Consider the following 16,509-nt stretch of genomic DNA (forward strand, 5'->3'; position numbering starts at 1 on the left):
TATTTCAGTTCTCTAGAGGACTATTCTATTACTTTAGTCGCTTGATTGTCACCGATCCTGTTTTCGTATCCGCATCGATTCTCATTATGTGACCATGGTGGCTGCTAGGCTGGAAACGAAGTTGTTTTTGAACGACTTCATTTTTTTCCTCGGTAACTTGAATGCCTGTGTAATCAATATTGAAGTTGCCGAGATTGGTTTTTAGCTCTCCAGCAATAGCGGCATGCTCAGGTACAAACAACTTGATACCGCCTGTCGTCACCTTTGCCTCGATCCGTTCACAACTTGGTTCGGTAACAGTACAATCGATATTGCCGTTAAAGGATTGCAGTTCTACCTTTTTGAAGCTGCCATCCAATTTAATCGCTCCATTAATCGTCTCTGCCTCTAGGTCATCTATTTTACCATTAAGAACTTCAATTTGCCCGTTTGCTGTTTCTGCATCGACATACTTGCTCTCTATGTTAGACATATTAATTTTTCCATTCGCTGTTTTTACATTATATTTTTCTACTTGCAAGTTTTCACTAATGATTGAACCATTAAACATTCTCACTTTAATATTTTCATACTGCGCTTTTGGAATGTAGAGTGTGGCATGGATCTTCATCCATTTTTGCTGTGAAGCAAACCGCAGTTTTTGTCCTTCAATTGCAAAAATGACGTCTTTTAAAAACGTATTTCTCGCTTCATCCTGGGACTCGACTCGATAGACCTTTGCCTCACATTCAACGCGAACATCCTGTTGTTCCCATGGCACAATCTTCACAGAACCATTGGCCAAATCGACGTCCATCTCTCTTAAATATACATCCCCTTGTTGAAAAATATGAGAAATATCAACTGATTGGCCGAAATTCAAATCTAAATCAAAATCCTTGATTTTTTGAATAGCTGTGTCGACAAACTCAAAAATTTTATCCTTAGTCGATTGATGCTTTTGGCTTTGAAAAGAATCATCCTTTTTCGCTTCTTCAAACTTTACAGCTGTTGACAATTCCCCAAAAAGCTGTTCTGCTTTATTTTTCTTAGTGCTTTCCGCGTCCTCCAGCCCTTCCAACAAAATCAAAGCCTCATCTACCGTTAGCTTTCCTTCTTGCACCATGTTCAAAATTCGCTTTCGTTCTTCTTGCATCACGTAGCCCTCCTAAAAAATGTTTAACTGCTTTTTACAAAATATCCTTCACAAAACCCCTAATAAGTATGACCACGCCTACTATTGCTCTAAAACCAATGAAGAAAAATATTTCTGCATGGCCTTTCAGAGCAAAAAAAGCGGAATGGAGCTTAGATATAAATTCCTTCTTTGCTTCGTTAGGGCGGTGAATCACTAAATAACACACAAGCTGATAATAATTGGTTCGACTTCAGCTTTAGCAACTCCTTCTTTTATTTTACGTTAGGACAAGAATGAAGGTTTCATTTTTTAACTCAAGGTGCCAGAGGCAATTCGTTCATTGTCGGATTTTTCACGGAATTGAAAGGGAAATACTGTTCTTGGAATTTAAGGTTTTTTGCAGATTTCCTTTACAAGAAATATAAAAAACCTGCAAGACTGCAGGCTAAAGCATACTTCATTTATAAATAATCAGATATCGCTATGCTGTTTTGTTCATTTAAAATATACTGGCTAATTGGACGACCAATAGTGCCATATGACACCCTTGTCTCTAATACGCCTATCTCTTCAAGAAAATTTAAATATTTTCTAATGGATACTCTTGAAATGCCTGTACTTTTGGCAATATCGTTCGTTGAAAATTCATTTTCTCCAATTGCTTTCAATTCTGCCCAAATGAGATTAAGCGTATGCTTTGTCAATCCCTTCGGTAGCTCATGTGTCGGTTGCATTCTTTCTTTCTGTAACAGCCTCTCATCTAATTCCTGTTGATTAATCTGATGAGGATGAAACTCTAAAAATTCAAGCTTTTGTTTATATGAAAGAAGCGCTTCTTTCAATCTAGCAAATGTAAATGGCTTTATTAAATAATCAATGGTGCCGAATCTTAATGCACTTTGAATCGTTTCAATATCAGAAGCGGCCGTGATCAAAATAACATCCACACTCAATCCTAACTCCCTAATATATGACAAAAGGGTAAGTCCATTGTCCCCAGGCATAAATACATCTAATAATATTAAATCTATCTTATCCGTTTTTAACACTTCTTTCCCATCATCGACAGACTGAACAACTTTAAGTACTTGAAAACCGTCAACACTTTCCACATAGCGCCTATTTAGCTCAGCTACCATCGGATCATCTTCAACAATCAACACTTGTATCATGTTTTATCACCTTCCCATTGCAAAGGTATTGTTATCATAAATGTAGTGCCTTCTGTTTTTGAACTTGATAAACGGATACGTCCATTGCGCTTTTCTACTGTTTGCTTCAATAAAAATAGGCCATACCCGCGGTTCTCCCCTTTCGTTGAGTAGCCTTTCTGAAAAATGTACTTTTGAAATGGTGTTTTTATCCCTTTGCCAGAATCTCGCATTTCAATTATTAATTTCTTATCAAAAAGTTCAAGCTTTAAGCTCACTTGCTTATTCGCACTCTCCACTGCCGCGTCTATGGCATTGTCAAGCAAATTGCCAATGATTGTAATTAAATCATGGGAGAACTTCGCATCTTTCCAAATAGGGAAGACAGGATTAATCGATAATGCAAACGTTATTCCAGATTCTCGCGCATAGCTTAGCTTTCCAAGGAGAAAACCTACTAAAGCAGGATCCCGCAATTTTTTTGTCATATTGCTAATGTCATTCTGTGTATCTTCGACCGTTTTTTCGATGAAGTTTTCCAGTTCAGCATATTCCTTTAAATGAATCAACCCCATTACACAATGGAGTTGATTCATAAATTCATGGGATTGGGCCCTTAAGGCATCTGCGTAAAGCTGCACTCCCGTTAATTGTTCAGCAAGCTGTTTAATCTCGCTTTTATCTCGTAATATATTAACAGCCCCGACAATATCGCCATTTACAATGATCGGTACCGTATTGCTGATAAGTTCTTTGCCGTTTACGACCTGTTCTTGATCAAGATACTCCTTGCCCGTTTCCAATGACCTTCTTAAAAATGAGCTGCTCGAGATACAATCAATTTTTTTACCGACCAAATCTTGCTCAGTACCAGTCTTTCCAAGTAAGCTTACAGCTGATTGATTCGCAATAGTAATATCCCCTTCTTTATCCACTGCAATAATCCCTTCATGAACAGATTCGATCAGAGCCTGTCTTTCTTTCAGAATTCTGGCAATTTCGGACGGCTCCAACCCTAATAACACTTTTTTAACCAAAGATGATAAAAGAATGGCACAAACAGCGCCAAAAATAATGCCAATACAAATTCCCATAAATATATTTCCACGCAGTATACTTAATACAAAATCGATACGATTTAGAGAAATTCCAACCGCAACTGCCCCAATTTGCAGATGGTTTTCATCAAATATTGGTGTAAAAGCTCGTAATGATGGGCCGAGTGTCCCTTCCGAAACAGAAGAATATTCCTTTCCCATAAGAACATCGGTCTCATCTCCGCCCACAAATTTCTCGCCAATTTTATCGGGATCTGGATGAGACTTTCTACTTCCGTTCATGTCCATTACAACGATGAATTCCACATTTGTAGACTCTCGCATTTTCGCAGTCAGCTCTTGAATCCTTCCTTCACGTTCTAACCCATTTAACGCTTCAATGATCGTCGGTGTTTGGGCAATCATTTTTGCGACATTAAAGGCCTTCTCTTCTTGACTAGCTACAATTCGTTCCGAAACCGTTTCATTAATAAAATAACCTGTGATAAGAATTGATACACTAACGACAATCCCCACAAGAAGAATAACCATATATTTCAATTTTACTTTCTTCCATTTCATGGGCGACCACCTCTTTAATTGTCGACTTCGACATTTTATGGCGCAAGCATAACATAACGCCCCTACCCATGATTGGCCGAAAAACGAGCATTTAATGAATGTTAACAAAGTGTATAAATTGGAAATAAACAGGAAAAGGCCTTCAAAGTTGAAGACCGAGAAGTAAATAGCATGCGTTAAAGAAGCTTAGCCTCCTTGTAACGGATATACCTTCCTGTTGTAAACGTAAATGTGAAAAACTCTTCAAGCTGGTCCTTCCAAGCAAGAGAAATATCCTTTGGCTCAAAGATTGCCTTACCATCCTTGACCTTAAGCCAACGCTTCGTATCATCATCTTGAAAGTAGCCTGTAACGGATGTTGATAATGCATGAAAAGGGGTCGTACTCGAATAAATAATCCCATGGTAGATGTAGCTCTCCCCATATTGATCATGAATCCAATCGTCATGCATATTTAGGAGCCAAAGCAAACCGCTATCCACATGCCCCACTAATTTCGCTCTTTTTTGATAGAGATCGTTCATGCTCCATCCCCTCTTTTTAAATCGTAAGATCTGATTTAACCACAGTTTGGAGAAAACATTGATTATGCCAATTGTAGTTTCCTTTGAAGAGCAGGGATTGCATCGACAACGTGGCGGTTAATCGCCAGCTCTTCCGGACTTATTCCCAGTGCCAAACCAATTAATTGTGGTAAATGGATGATAGGCATCGTTATATCTTGGTCAAAGCGTTTTTGCGCATCGGGCTGATAGGCATCAAGCTGCATTTGGCAAAGAGGGCAAGGAGTGACAATACAATCTGCACCCGCTTCCTTCGGTGATAAACAGTTGATTCCCGTCATTGTCATAACTTCTTTTTGTGCCGGAAAAACAGCATGGAAGCCGCAGCAAGCGAGTCTTTGATCAAATTCCACACATTCTGCACCTAGTGCTTCTGCCACCATCTCCATCGATTGTGGGTTACGATGGTTCTCAAAACCCATCACATCTGGCGGCATGACAATGTGACAGCCGTAAAAATTCGCCACCTTTAATCCTTTCAAAGGGACCGTTACTTTCTTTTTCAAGTTTTCCAGTCCGTAGTCCTCAAGCAAAGCCCAAAGCAGATGAGTCACTTCAACCGTCCCTTTGTACTGCAAACCTGCCCGATCTAGTCCAACATTCACTTGTTCTTTCAACCTTTCATTTTTATCCATTTTCAACTTCGCTGTCCGCAGCATAAGCGTACACGTATTGCAAACGGTCAATAACTTGGAGACTCCCAGGCTCTCAGCTAATGCGATATTTCTCGCATTAATGGAGGTCGACAAGAAGTTATCAATATCCTGGATATGGCTTGCTCCACAGCAGGTCCAGCCATTTAATTCAATCAATTCAATCCCAAGTGCTTCTGCAACTTTTTTCGTGGATATCATTAACTCTTCAGCAGCCGATTCTAAAGTGCAGCCTGGAAAGAATGCGTATGTTAACGTCATGACTTAACCTCCTCAGCGTATTCGTATAGTTTTCTCACTTCTTGAATCCCAGAGATCTGCTTTGGCATATGGAGCGGGTTAATCTTGCCTTTTTTCACCATTCGCAATGCAAATGGAATTTTCGTCAAAGCTGTTTGCACCAATCCATCTGTTTTGATCGGGAGCATCGTTTCATTTAAACGGCCTTTATTTTTCACGTCATCATGGAAAGCATAGGCATGCTTAGCCCCTTGATTATCTAGCTCACCCATAGCCATGGTTGCAGAGCGTAAAAATGCGATCTGGTCAGTTAAAGGAATCGTCTTCGGACATTGGGACACACATTGCATACAATGGAGACATTTCCATAGATCATTTTCCAAAACAGGCTTGAGATGTTGTTCTGGGGCACCATCTCTAGTATCAACGATATAACGATATGCCTTGTTTAAAATGAATGGCTCAAGATAACCATCTTGATTCACTGCTAGCTGATTGCATTCAGAGGCACAAACCCCACAGAGAATACAATCGGTTGGAGCAGCAATTTGTTGAAAATCCTCTTCACTTTGAAGAAATCCTATTTCCTTGCTTCCCTCTTCACCCGGGATTATCCACGGCTTCACCTTCGTCATTTTTTCCATTTTTGGTTCCCAAACGATGACCAGATCTTTAATCACTTCGAAGTTTTTTAACGGTTCAAATGTCAAATTCATCGTTTTATATGTGTCCAGTACATCATCTAATGGCGTATTACAAGCAAGAAAGGCATTTCCATTTATTTGAACTGCACAGCTGCCACAGATGGCATGGCGACAGGCTGAAGTGAAATTCAATGTTGGATCCTGCTCTTCGCGAATAGTTGTCAACAGCCACAAAATGGTTTTGCCCTTTTCATAAGGAACTTCATACTTTTGATAATAACTGTTGCGGCCATCAAATCTTTTAATCTTTACTGTCATCATTTCCATCAGTACTTCCGCTCCTCCGGTTGATAATTTGTAATCGTTACCGGTGCATACTCCAGTCGATAATTTTCTCCGTCCTTATAAATGAGCGTATGCTTGAGAAACTGTTCGTCATTACGAGTCGGATAATCCCCTCTTGAATGAGAGCCTCTGCTTTCCCGACGATTAAGAGCACCCATAGCCACTGCTCTTGCTAGCTTTAAAATATTTCCAATTTCCACATAATTGATAAAAGCCATATTGTATTTTACTGAAGCGTCACCAGCGTAGGCGTCCTTGTACTCTTCTATTAGTTCATCAACGGTTGCCAATGCTTGTGCCATTTCAGACTCTGTCCGAAAAATCCCAACATAATTCCACATCGTTTCCGCTAAACGATTGCGGATGGAGAACATACTGACTCCCGTTGTTTTCTCGCGAATGGTTTTAAATTTCGTCTTCCATGCATTCGCTTCTTGCTCAAGCTTCTCTGTACGACCGAAGCTTCTTCTCATCGCTGATTCCTTCGCGCCAAGCCCGGCATACTTTCCAAAGAAGACAACATCTGCTACAGAATTCCCGCCTAAACGATTCGCACCATGAATCGACACAGAGCAGCACTCGCCTGCTGCATGGATCCCTTCAATCGGTGTACTGCACGTCTTGTAGTCGGACACATGGATTCCACCCATTGTATAATGGCAGCTTGGACGAATCGGCACTGGCTCCTTAATGAGATCGACTCCTTCGAACTCCAATGCCAATTCACGTACCTGAGGAAGACGCTCCATAATTTTCTTTTCACCTAAATGGCGAAGATCCATGAGGACGTAAGAGGTCATTCCTTCACCAAAACCGCGTCCCTCTTTAATCTCCGTCTCTATTGATCTAGAAACAAGATCGCGGGGACCAAGCTCCATTTTCTCCGGTGCATAACGGGCCATAAAGCGTTCCCCATCTTTATTGATTAAATATCCACCTTCCCCACGGCAAGCCTCTGATAAAAGCACTCCCGTCTGGGCAAGACCTGTTGGATGGAACTGAATAAACTCCGGATCCTTCAGAGGAATTCCTGCCTCAAAGCAGGCAGCTGTACCGTCACCAGTCATATTGATGGCATTCGTTGTCCTGCTCCAATAAATTCGTCCAAATCCTCCTGAGGCGATAACAACTGACTTCGCTTGGATCGGATGAATTTTTCCATCGCGAATATCCATCGCTACCAGTCCTTCAAATTTCCCATCTTCAACGACTAATGATAATAGGAACCACTCATTCAAAAATTGAACATGATTTTTCAAACATTGCTCATACAATGCATGCAAAATAACATGGCCTGTTTTATCGGCCGAGTAACATGTTCTTGGACTCGACGCTCCGCCAAAAGGCCGTTGCGCCACTTGCCCTTTCTCATCTCGAGAAAAAGGTACCCCGTAGTAATCTAATTCTGAAATCATATCTGGCATTCCAGATGTAAAAAATTCCACCGCATCCTGATCTGCCAGGAAGTCGCTTCCCTTTACCGTATCTCGGAAATGCTTCTCTGGAGAATCAGTGCTGTCTCTATAGCCCATTGCTGCATTAATTCCACCTTGAGCCGCTCCAGTATGGGAACGAGTCGGGAAAATTTTACTTAGCACGGCTACTTTTAAATTGTTTTTTTCACTAGCTGATAGTGCGGCCATCATGCCCGCACCACCAGCTCCCACTACAACTACATCAAACTTTAGCATCGGTGTCCCCCCTCTTCTTCTGCACTGCCTTAATCTACGATCTTGTATTGCTGAACACCTAATTCATACAAGTTATGACCCTCTGAATCTATCGCTACGATACAAGGGTAGTCCTCAACTACTAAGCGGCGAATAGCTTCTGGGCCTAACTCATCAAAGGCAACAACTTCTGCTTCCTTGACGGAATCGGCAATCAATGCAGCCGCTCCACCAATTGCTGCAAAATAAACAACATGATTAGCAATCATCGCTTCCACGACCTCTTTACTGCGAGGGCCTTTCCCAATCATCCCTTTTAATCCTTGTTCCATCATTAACGGCGAGTAGGCATCCATCCGACCGCTTGTCGTTGGTCCACATGAACCAATGACCTTTCCTGGCTTGGCAGGTGTTGGCCCCGCATAATAAATGATTTGATTGTTGAAATCAACAGGCAGCTCTTCCCCTGCTTGAATCGCTTCAGTTAAAAGCTTGTGGGCAGCGTCCCTCGCAGTATAAATGACGCCAGATATCGATACTTGATCGCCTGCTTTTAAACCTTTGACAACTTCGTCTGTTAACGGAGTGGTGATTTTTTTAATATTCGTCATATTCGTTCCCCCTTTATTAAAGAATGGCTTCCTTATGTCTTGCAGCATGGCAATTTAAACAAACGGATACTGGCATGGTCGCGATATGCGTTGGATAGGTTTCAATATGAACAGCTAAAGCTGTTACTTTGCCACCGAAGCCTTGAGGTCCTATTCCCAGCTTATTGATCTCTACTAGCAATTCTTCTTCTAGTGCTTGATATTTTGGATTTGGATGGGGCTGACCAGCTTGACGGGCCAATGCCTTCTTCGCTAAAAGAGTGCTCTTATCCATCGTGCCCCCAATTCCAACTCCAACGATGACTGGCGGACAAGGGTTTCCTCCCGCTTGGGTAACCGCTTTAATGATGAAATCCTTGACCCCTTCTAATCCTTCGGCAGGCTTTAACATTTTTAATGCCCCCATATTTTCACTGCCGGCTCCCTTAGGAAGAACTTGAATCTTGATTTTGTCACCGGGTACAAGTTCTGTATAAATGACCGCTGGCGTGTTATCGCCAGTATTTTTCCGATCTAAAACCGGATCTCGGACGACAGACTTACGTAGATAGCCCTCTTGATAACCCTGTCTTACTCCTTCATTAATGGCGTCGTTTAAGCTTCCACCAACGATTCGAGCGTCCTGACCCACCTCTGCAAACACAATGACAATTCCTGTATCCTGACACATCGGGGCATGTTCTGCTCGCGCAAGCTCGACATTCTTCACTATTTTTTCAAGACTATATTTCCCAAACTGTGATTCTTCTGTTGCGACTGCTTCTTTCAGTAATTTTTCAACATCTTCTGGAAGATCGCATGCCGCCTCAATGCTCATTCTTTTTACTGCTTCAGTAATTTGCTCTACTGTTATCTCTCTCATTTCTACCCCTCCGTTTTTTCTAGCTTGCTTTACGATTTGTTTTTACTTTTTGACCACTGAAAATAAGCTGTTCTTCACGGCCACATTTCCTGCAAATGATCACTGGTATTTGCAGTTCATATTCGTCATCCGCTCCATGAAAGGCATCTATTTTGCTTCTTTTCATAACGTCTGCTTGACAGCATTGTGATTTCAACTGAGATCGCCTCCTGACAATCGGTTTACCATAGTCCAAGAATTTTCCACCAAACTCCACCAATCACAGCCCAAATAATGATATGAATAATAGAAATGGCAAAACCGATCGACCACCATTTATTTTGCGTTACATAACCGGAACCAAAGAAAACCGGTGCCGGCCCTGAACCATAATGCGTAATACAGCCAAATAAATTGCCAAAGAATCCTAAAATAAGAGCTGTTAGCATTGGCGGTGCACCCGCAGCCATTGCAACCGCTAAAAAGGCGGCATACATAGCACTGACATGAGCCGTACTGCTAGCAAAAAAATAATGAGAATAGAAATAAATAAGTGCTAATGCACCTAATGCCAAGATCCAAGAAAGACCACTTACTGCTCCACTCATCAAGTCGCTAAACCATGGAATCATCCCTAATGTATTTAAGTAGGAGGCCATCATCACAAGGGCTGCAAACCAAACCAATGTATCCCATGCGCCCTCTTCTTTTTTAATGTCCTTCCAAGATAAAACGGATGATAGCAATAAGACTGATAATCCAATCAACGCTGTCGTTGTTGCATTAATTCCAATGTTTTCACCAAAAATCCATAAGCCTAAAATGAGTAAAAATACGGCAATCATATTCCACTCAGATTTACGAATAGGTCCCATCTCCTGCAGTTTCTTCGTCGCAATTTCTGCTGCTGCAGGGGTCTCTTTTATCTCTGGTGGATAAACCTTGTAGATAAAGTAAGGGACGACAATCAAACTGACGACCCCTGGCACTAATGCGGCAATTGCCCAGCCGGTCCATGTGATTCTAACTCCAGCATCACCGGCGAGTGAGGCTGCTAAAGGATTGGCCGCCATCGCTGTTAAAAACATAGCAGAAGTCACCATATTTCCTTGGAAAGCAACTTTTGTGAGGAAGGAACCAATTTTCCTTTCTGTCCCGTCTTCCACTTTCGAGCCAAATGTTTCTGATAAAGAGCGGATAATCGGAAAGATTATTCCCCCACCACGGGCCGTATTACTTGGCATCGCGGGTGCTAAAATTAAGTCACTGATTAACAATGAATAAGAAAGCCCTAATGTCTTCTTTCCGAATTTTTTAACAAACATGTAGGCCACACGATTCCCCAAGCCTGTTTTAATAAATCCTCTTGAAATAAAGAAGGCGATGACAATCAACCAGATCGTCGTATTTTGAAAGCCACTTAAAGCATCGCCTAACTCCAACGTTCCTGTTAAAACAACCGCTGTAATCGAGAGAATCGCCACGCCCCCCATCGGCATCGGCTTAATGATGAGCCCGACTATCGTAGCTACGAAAATGGCAAACAACTGCCACGCCTTTGGATCCAAACCAACAGGTGCCCCGATAAACCAAATTATCGCTCCAACTGCTAACGTAATAAACAACATGAGAAAATTAACTTCTTTGCTTGGCTTCTCCTTTGCTTGCCGAATCTTTGAAGGAATTTGAGGCTGAGCTAAATTTCTTACTGCCGCTCCCATTTTTTTCACTCCCTAAAATATTTGTTTTCAAAATGGGCAGAGAGCTGTTAACTCCTGCTTATGTGCATATCTTCACATATAATTTCTTGACCGTGAAATACCGATTTTCTATAAACTAATAGGTAAAAACTATAAGTGAAATTTTTCACAAAGTTCCTTTTTTAAAAACACAATTACAAAAATAATTGTGATCACTTTGCCACTCGATTGCTTTGATTGAAATAATCACGAATAAACTCCGCTACCTTTTTATATTCATTCGATAATGTTTTTCCTTTCCTCCAAGCTAGTCCAATATTGATATAAATGCGATTTTGCAATGGAACAGAAACGATCTCTTGACGGTCCTTCACGTATAGATCCATCAGCAAAGAAAGTCCGAGCCCCTTCGCAACCATTGCCTTGACTGTTTCAACTTTATCTGATGTAAAAATAATGTTCGGCTTTATCGTAGACGGAAAACAATGCTTTAATAAGGCATCATGATGTACATATTCCTCAGAGAGCATAATGAATTTCTCATTAACCAGATCACTGCAGCTTAAACTCTTTTTTCGACTTAATTCATGATTTTTTGGCATACATATGACAAGCTGATCCTGAACTAGGGGCAGCATTTCTAATTTATCGGACTGTTCTGGGAGAATAATAAAGCCCATTTCCAATTCCCCCTTTTCAATCAGCTTTCTAATTGCGACTGACCCCTTTTCAGTGACTGCAAAATCTATCTTTGAATATTTTTCTTTAAACCCCATAAATACATTCGGAAACATTTGTGCACCGATCATTGGTGGCAGGCCAAAATTCACAACACCATTATTTGCATCACTAATTTCTTGTATCGCTTCATCCATGTCGGCTAAGATCTCGACCATTCGAGCGAGAAATTTTTCTCCCTTCAACGTAAGCGAAACGCTCTTCGTTGTTCTCTCAAGAAGTTTTACCCCTAATTCCCGTTCTAGCTTATGAAGTGAGTTGGAAATGGATGGCTGTGATACATGTAGTGATTCTGCAGCATGTGTAAAGCTCTTCAAACGACTTACCTCAACAAAATACTCTAATTGTCTAAGCTCCATTTTCTAACCTCCTGTTTCCTTTTCTAGTTCCAAAAATTTGTGAATCCACAACACAATTGTCGAATTCACTGTCATTATATTTGGCTTTGTACAGGCAGATTAGATAGGTAACTTTTGATACTGTTTTGTAATTAATGTAAGTGGAATCCTGTAACAAAATGTTCATTTACAGCTTGACATTTCATTATTAAGCACATAGGTAAGGTGTTTATAAAGTCTTTCAAAATAAACAAGCACCCGCGAAACAATGCTTCGCAGGTGCTTTAATAGAACCTCTTTATATAAAGCTGTGCAACAAAAATACATGAGGAAGTTTAGCGTGTGTCATTTTCCACCTGTGCATGAGGACAGCGTTTTTTTAATTCGGTAATAAATTTTTTTTGCTCCTTCGGGGAAATTTTCACACTACCTAAAATAGCTTTTTTATAAAAAATTTCAATTGCGTCACGTGATGACAATATTCTATAACCCGTGAGGATTTCTCTTGTCGGGGAAACCTTTGTGATCTCTTCATACGGAATTCTGCTTCTAATTGGTCCGCCTTTGACCAATAAATAGCCTTGATAGAAAACATATTTAACGGAAAAGGCACACCATAAAATAAAGCCGATCACAATAAAAAAAGTTGAAGTCAATATCATAACTACTAAAGGCTCAGTTCCACCTTCTAAAAATAATGGAAAGAATGAAGCCAAACCAACAATGAGCACGACAATCAACATAAAATTCACAAAAAAAGCATCTACTTTTGAATGAAAAACCATTGGCTCACTATACCCCCTTTGTTTTTTATACGAAGGCCTATTGAAAATGTTTCATCGATCATTGCCGATTCAGGGAAGATTGCTACGAATAAAAGCTTTTACTTCAAAATTGAACGCCAATAAACCAGAAAAGGGCTGTCCATTGTGGACAGCCCCCAAACAAAATTAAGTTCTTTTTTGGATATCGGTCTTAAATAAAATATTTCGGTCTTTATTCCGTTTTATCGGTTTAAATCAAAATATTTCGGTCTTTATGCAAATATATCGGTCAAAACAGTCCATATATCGGTCCAGTCACGATTTTCGTTGACTCGATTATCCAAAGTCAGGCCTTTACTGGACGATCCCTTTTTCTTTTAATAGCTTGTAAGCTTCATCTTCCTGTTCTTCTTTGATTTGATATTCGAGGTTGCCATCAACGAATTTAGCACATCTACCGCCAAATGGCTTAAGCATTGCTTTAATTTCTTTAATATCCGTCGCTTCTTTTACTGGATAATTAACTTTCATCCGTATCACCTCCCAGTTTAACTATAGTAAACTAGACAAGGTAACACAGTGACAAAGATTACAGTACCGTCATATATTTGTAAGCCGCTTTAGGAAGTTTTGGAACTTAGTTGACAACACTTTCTTCTTTTTTCTGAATGAGTTCGTGCATTCTTTGACGATCCCGTTCAAGAATAGGTTTTAAATACTTTCCGGTATGGGACTCAGGAGTATCTGCAATTTTTTCTGGAGTTCCGGTTGCAACGATCGTTCCTCCCTTATCTCCTCCTTCAGGACCTAAGTCAACAAGATAATCTGCTGTCTTGATCACATCTAAATTATGCTCAATGACTAGAACCGTATCCCCGTTTTCAACTAATCGCTGCAGCACGACTAACAATCTCGAAATATCGTCAACATGGAGCCCTGTTGTCGGCTCGTCAAGAATATAAAGAGAACGGCCTGTCGAGCGGCGATGAAGTTCAGAAGCAAGCTTAACCCGCTGTGCCTCTCCACCAGACAATGTTGTAGCCGGTTGTCCCAGCTTAATATAACCTAATCCGACATCATATATCGTTTGCATTTTCCGTTGGATTTTCGGAATGTTCTCGAAGAATTCCAAAGAATCTTCTACTGTCATTTCCAAAATATCGGATATGCTCTTCCCTTTATATTTCACTTCCAACGTTTCCCTGTTATAACGTTTCCCATGACAAACCTCGCATGGAACGTATACATCAGGGAGAAAATGCATTTCAATTTTAATAATTCCGTCACCGCGGCAGGCTTCACAACGACCGCCTTTTACGTTAAAGCTAAAACGACCCTTTTTATATCCGCGCACTTTCGCTTCATTTGTAGCTGCAAACAGATCACGAATATCATCGAATACACCTGTATACGTCGCTGGATTTGAGCGAGGAGTTCGGCCGATCGGCGATTGATCGATGTCAATTACTTTATCTAAATGCTCGATCCCTTTAATCTCTTTATATTGTCCAGGTCTTGTTTTAGCCCGATTGAGCTTTTGCGCCAGTGCTTTATGCAAGATTTCATTTACAAGCGTACTTTTACCTGAACCTGAAACACCTGTAACCGCAATGAACATTCCAAGCGGAAACTTGACTCTTACATTTTTCAAATTGTTCTCTTTCGCTCCCTTAATTTCTAGAAAACGGCCATCATCCTTTTTTCGTTCAATGGGAAGCGGAATGAATTTTTTGCCTGATAAATATTGTCCTGTAAGAGAATATACATCCTCCATCACTTCTTTTGGCGTCCCAGCAGAAACAACTTCGCCGCCGTGCACACCTGCACCTGGTCCAATATCAATTAAATAGTCAGCAGCAAGCATCGTATCTTCATCATGCTCAACAACGATAAGAGTATTGCCAATGTCACGCATATTTTTCAGCGTTCCAATGAGCCGATCATTATCCCGTTGATGAAGACCGATTGATGGTTCATCTAAAATATAAAGAACACCAGTTAAACGGGAACCAATTTGAGTTGCCAAGCGAATTCGCTGCGCTTCACCACCTGACAAAGTACCAGCTGCCCGATTAAGCGTTAAATAATCGAGACCGACATTGATGAGAAATCCAAGTCTTTCCCGAATTTCACGGAAAATAGCGTTGGCAATTTGCTTCTCTTTTTCTGTTAATGTAATGCCGTCCATTTTGTCATATGCTTCTCTTATTGAAAGAGAAGTTACATTTGCGATGTTCTCCCCATCAATGAGAACGGCTAAACTTTCCTTCTTAAGGCGTTTGCCCTTACAAGTTGGGCAAGCCTGCTCCGCCATGTATTTTTCCATCTGTTCACGAATATAGTCGGAGCTTGTTTCTTTATAACGGCGTTCGACATTGCCGATTACACCTTCAAATTGAATGTAGTTTTCACGAATTTGACCAAAATCGTTCTCATAACGGAAATAGATTTTATCTGTCTCTGAACCGTAAAGAATCTTTTCAATTTCATGCCCTGGTAAATTCTTTACAGGTGTATTCATATCGATCCCGTAATGATTGCAAACCGCTTCAAGCAATTGAGGGTAATATTGTGAACTGACTGGTTCCCAAGGTGCGATCGCCCCTTGCTTTAATGTAAGATCCCAGTTGGGGATAATCAGTTCTTTATCTACTTCAAGCTTCGAGCCTAAGCCGTCACAATCAGGACAAGCCCCAAACGGACTGTTAAAAGAAAACATTCTCGGCTCAAGCTCTCCGATTGAAAAACCGCAATGCGGACAGGCATGATGTTCACTGAACAGAAGTTCTTCTTCCCCAATCACATCGATCAGCACCTTGCCATCGCCAAGCTTTAAAGCCGACTCCAACGAATCTGCCAGACGGGAGCTGACCCCTTCTTTGACAACGATGCGGTCAATGACCACTTCAATGGAATGCTTTTTATTTTTATCAAGAGAAATTTCTTCGCCAAGATCATACATTTCTCCATCGATGCGAACACGGACATAGCCCTGTTTCTTAATATCCTCAAGCATCTTGACATGGCTGCCCTTACGACCAGAAACCACTGGTGCAAGAACTTGTATCTTTGTCCGCTCCGGATATTCAAACACCCGATCAACCATTTGCTCAATCGTTTGTGAGGTAATTTCGATTCCATGATTTGGACAGGTCGGTCTGCCCACCCTTGCAAATAACAAGCGTAAATAATCGTAGATTTCCGTAACTGTTCCAACGGTAGAACGTGGATTGCGACTCGTCGTTTTTTGATCAATTGAAATCGCCGGCGACAATCCTTCAATCGTATCGACATCAGGTTTATCCATTTGTCCTAAAAATTGTCTCGCATAGGCAGATAATGATTCGACATAGCGACGCTGCCCCTCAGCGTAAATGGTGTCAAAAGCGAGAGAGGACTTTCCTGAACCAGAAAGTCCTGTCAGTACAACAAGCTTGTCTCTCGGGATCGTGACATCAATGTTTTTTAAATTATGGGCCCGAGCTCCCTTTACAACCAATTTCTCCATTGCCATC

General features: G+C 41.0%; 15 protein-coding genes. All 15 read right to left on the bottom strand.

What is annotated here, in order from left to right; translation table 11 throughout:
• Window positions 1–28: 28 nt before the first annotated feature.
• The 15 genes from FCJ93_RS18675 to uvrA all read right to left on the bottom strand — a co-directional run bounded on the left by FCJ93_RS18675 (window position 29) and on the right by uvrA (window position 16,508).
• Window positions 29–1,135 carry a DUF4097 family beta strand repeat-containing protein gene (locus tag FCJ93_RS18675; RefSeq protein ID WP_137744380.1) on the bottom strand — a complete coding sequence of 369 codons (1,107 nt, stop codon included), beginning with the start codon at window positions 1,133–1,135 and terminating at the stop codon, window positions 29–31.
• Window positions 1,136–1,578: 443 nt separating this feature from the next.
• The gene (locus FCJ93_RS18680) at window positions 1,579–2,289 is read right to left on the bottom strand and encodes a response regulator (RefSeq protein WP_095310434.1); all 711 of its coding nucleotides are present in this window, start codon (window positions 2,287–2,289) and stop codon (window positions 1,579–1,581) included.
• Complete coding sequence (gene dcuS, locus FCJ93_RS18685; RefSeq protein ID WP_137744381.1) at window positions 2,286–3,887, bottom strand: DcuS/MalK family sensor histidine kinase; 1,602 nt, start codon at window positions 3,885–3,887, stop codon at window positions 2,286–2,288. Before dcuS ends, FCJ93_RS18680 begins: the two co-directional genes overlap by 4 nt.
• A gap of 176 nt (window positions 3,888–4,063) precedes the next feature.
• Window positions 4,064–4,411: a molecular chaperone GrpE gene (locus FCJ93_RS18690; RefSeq protein ID WP_095310436.1), complete on the bottom strand. Its 348-nt coding sequence runs from the start codon at window positions 4,409–4,411 to the stop codon at window positions 4,064–4,066.
• Window positions 4,412–4,473: 62 nt separating this feature from the next.
• Entirely contained in the window at window positions 4,474–5,364 is an 891-nt protein-coding gene (locus FCJ93_RS18695; protein WP_137744382.1) for a CoB--CoM heterodisulfide reductase iron-sulfur subunit B family protein, read from the bottom strand.
• Window positions 5,361–6,314: a succinate dehydrogenase/fumarate reductase iron-sulfur subunit gene (locus FCJ93_RS18700; protein ID WP_137744383.1), complete on the bottom strand. Its 954-nt coding sequence runs from the start codon at window positions 6,312–6,314 to the stop codon at window positions 5,361–5,363. The genes FCJ93_RS18695 and FCJ93_RS18700 overlap by 4 nt, the downstream gene beginning before the upstream one ends.
• Window positions 6,314–8,023 (bottom strand): FAD-dependent oxidoreductase, encoded by a 1,710-nt coding sequence (locus tag FCJ93_RS18705; protein ID WP_137744384.1) that lies wholly within the window; start codon window positions 8,021–8,023, stop codon window positions 6,314–6,316. Before FCJ93_RS18705 ends, FCJ93_RS18700 begins: the two co-directional genes overlap by 1 nt.
• 29 nt (window positions 8,024–8,052) lie before the next feature.
• The gene (locus FCJ93_RS18710; RefSeq protein ID WP_095310444.1) at window positions 8,053–8,613 is read right to left on the bottom strand and encodes a Fe-S-containing hydro-lyase; all 561 of its coding nucleotides are present in this window, start codon (window positions 8,611–8,613) and stop codon (window positions 8,053–8,055) included.
• A gap of 16 nt (window positions 8,614–8,629) precedes the next feature.
• Window positions 8,630–9,475, bottom strand: coding sequence for a fumarate hydratase (locus tag FCJ93_RS18715; RefSeq protein ID WP_095310446.1), 846 nt, complete (start codon window positions 9,473–9,475; stop codon window positions 8,630–8,632).
• Window positions 9,476–9,494: 19 nt separating this feature from the next.
• Complete coding sequence (locus FCJ93_RS25065; RefSeq protein ID WP_170211351.1) at window positions 9,495–9,671, bottom strand: hypothetical protein; 177 nt, start codon at window positions 9,669–9,671, stop codon at window positions 9,495–9,497.
• A gap of 25 nt (window positions 9,672–9,696) precedes the next feature.
• On the bottom strand, window positions 9,697–11,082 hold the full coding sequence (locus FCJ93_RS18720; protein ID WP_235879540.1) for an anion permease: 1,386 nt from the start codon (window positions 11,080–11,082) through the stop codon (window positions 9,697–9,699).
• Window positions 11,083–11,366: 284 nt separating this feature from the next.
• Entirely contained in the window at window positions 11,367–12,251 is an 885-nt protein-coding gene (locus tag FCJ93_RS18725; protein ID WP_137744386.1) for a LysR family transcriptional regulator, read from the bottom strand.
• Window positions 12,252–12,565: 314 nt separating this feature from the next.
• Window positions 12,566–13,015 (bottom strand): PH domain-containing protein, encoded by a 450-nt coding sequence (locus FCJ93_RS18730; protein WP_095310451.1) that lies wholly within the window; start codon window positions 13,013–13,015, stop codon window positions 12,566–12,568.
• 333 nt (window positions 13,016–13,348) lie between these two features.
• Window positions 13,349–13,525, bottom strand: a complete 177-nt coding sequence (locus FCJ93_RS25070) for a hypothetical protein (RefSeq protein ID WP_170211352.1) — start codon at window positions 13,523–13,525, stop codon at window positions 13,349–13,351.
• Between the two features lie 106 nt (window positions 13,526–13,631).
• Entirely contained in the window at window positions 13,632–16,508 is a 2,877-nt protein-coding gene (gene uvrA / locus FCJ93_RS18735) for an excinuclease ABC subunit UvrA (protein ID WP_137744387.1), read from the bottom strand.
• Window position 16,509: the final 1 nt, after the last annotated feature.

Source organism: Robertmurraya siralis (genome assembly GCF_005502275.1).
GTDB classification, from domain to species: Bacteria; Bacillota; Bacilli; order Bacillales; family Cytobacillaceae; genus Robertmurraya; species Robertmurraya siralis.

What these genes read in the sequence shown, in the direction of transcription:
- FCJ93_RS18700 (WP_137744383.1), bottom strand. Translation starts at nt 6,314, where the DNA reads ATGGAAATGATGACAGTAAAGATTAAAAGATTTGATGGCCGCAACAGT.
- FCJ93_RS18705 (WP_137744384.1), bottom strand. Translation starts at nt 8,023, where the DNA reads ATGCTAAAGTTTGATGTAGTTGTAGTGGGAGCTGGTGGTGCGGGCATG.
- FCJ93_RS18680 (WP_095310434.1), bottom strand. Translation starts at nt 2,289, where the DNA reads ATGATACAAGTGTTGATTGTTGAAGATGATCCGATGGTAGCTGAGCTA.
- FCJ93_RS18690 (WP_095310436.1), bottom strand. Translation starts at nt 4,411, where the DNA reads ATGAACGATCTCTATCAAAAAAGAGCGAAATTAGTGGGGCATGTGGAT.
- uvrA (WP_137744387.1), bottom strand. Translation starts at nt 16,508, where the DNA reads ATGGCAATGGAGAAATTGGTTGTAAAGGGAGCTCGGGCCCATAATTTA.
- FCJ93_RS18715 (WP_095310446.1), bottom strand. Translation starts at nt 9,475, where the DNA reads ATGAGAGAGATAACAGTAGAGCAAATTACTGAAGCAGTAAAAAGAATG.
- FCJ93_RS25070 (WP_170211352.1), bottom strand. Translation starts at nt 13,525, where the DNA reads ATGAAAGTTAATTATCCAGTAAAAGAAGCGACGGATATTAAAGAAATT.
- FCJ93_RS18720 (WP_235879540.1), bottom strand. Translation starts at nt 11,082, where the DNA reads ATGTTGTTTATTACGTTAGCAGTTGGAGCGATAATTTGGTTTATCGGG.
- FCJ93_RS18710 (WP_095310444.1), bottom strand. Translation starts at nt 8,613, where the DNA reads ATGACGAATATTAAAAAAATCACCACTCCGTTAACAGACGAAGTTGTC.
- FCJ93_RS18725 (WP_137744386.1), bottom strand. Translation starts at nt 12,251, where the DNA reads ATGGAGCTTAGACAATTAGAGTATTTTGTTGAGGTAAGTCGTTTGAAG.
- FCJ93_RS18695 (WP_137744382.1), bottom strand. Translation starts at nt 5,364, where the DNA reads ATGACGTTAACATACGCATTCTTTCCAGGCTGCACTTTAGAATCGGCT.
- FCJ93_RS18730 (WP_095310451.1), bottom strand. Translation starts at nt 13,015, where the DNA reads ATGGTTTTTCATTCAAAAGTAGATGCTTTTTTTGTGAATTTTATGTTG.
- FCJ93_RS18675 (WP_137744380.1), bottom strand. Translation starts at nt 1,135, where the DNA reads ATGCAAGAAGAACGAAAGCGAATTTTGAACATGGTGCAAGAAGGAAAG.
- dcuS (WP_137744381.1), bottom strand. Translation starts at nt 3,887, where the DNA reads ATGAAATGGAAGAAAGTAAAATTGAAATATATGGTTATTCTTCTTGTG.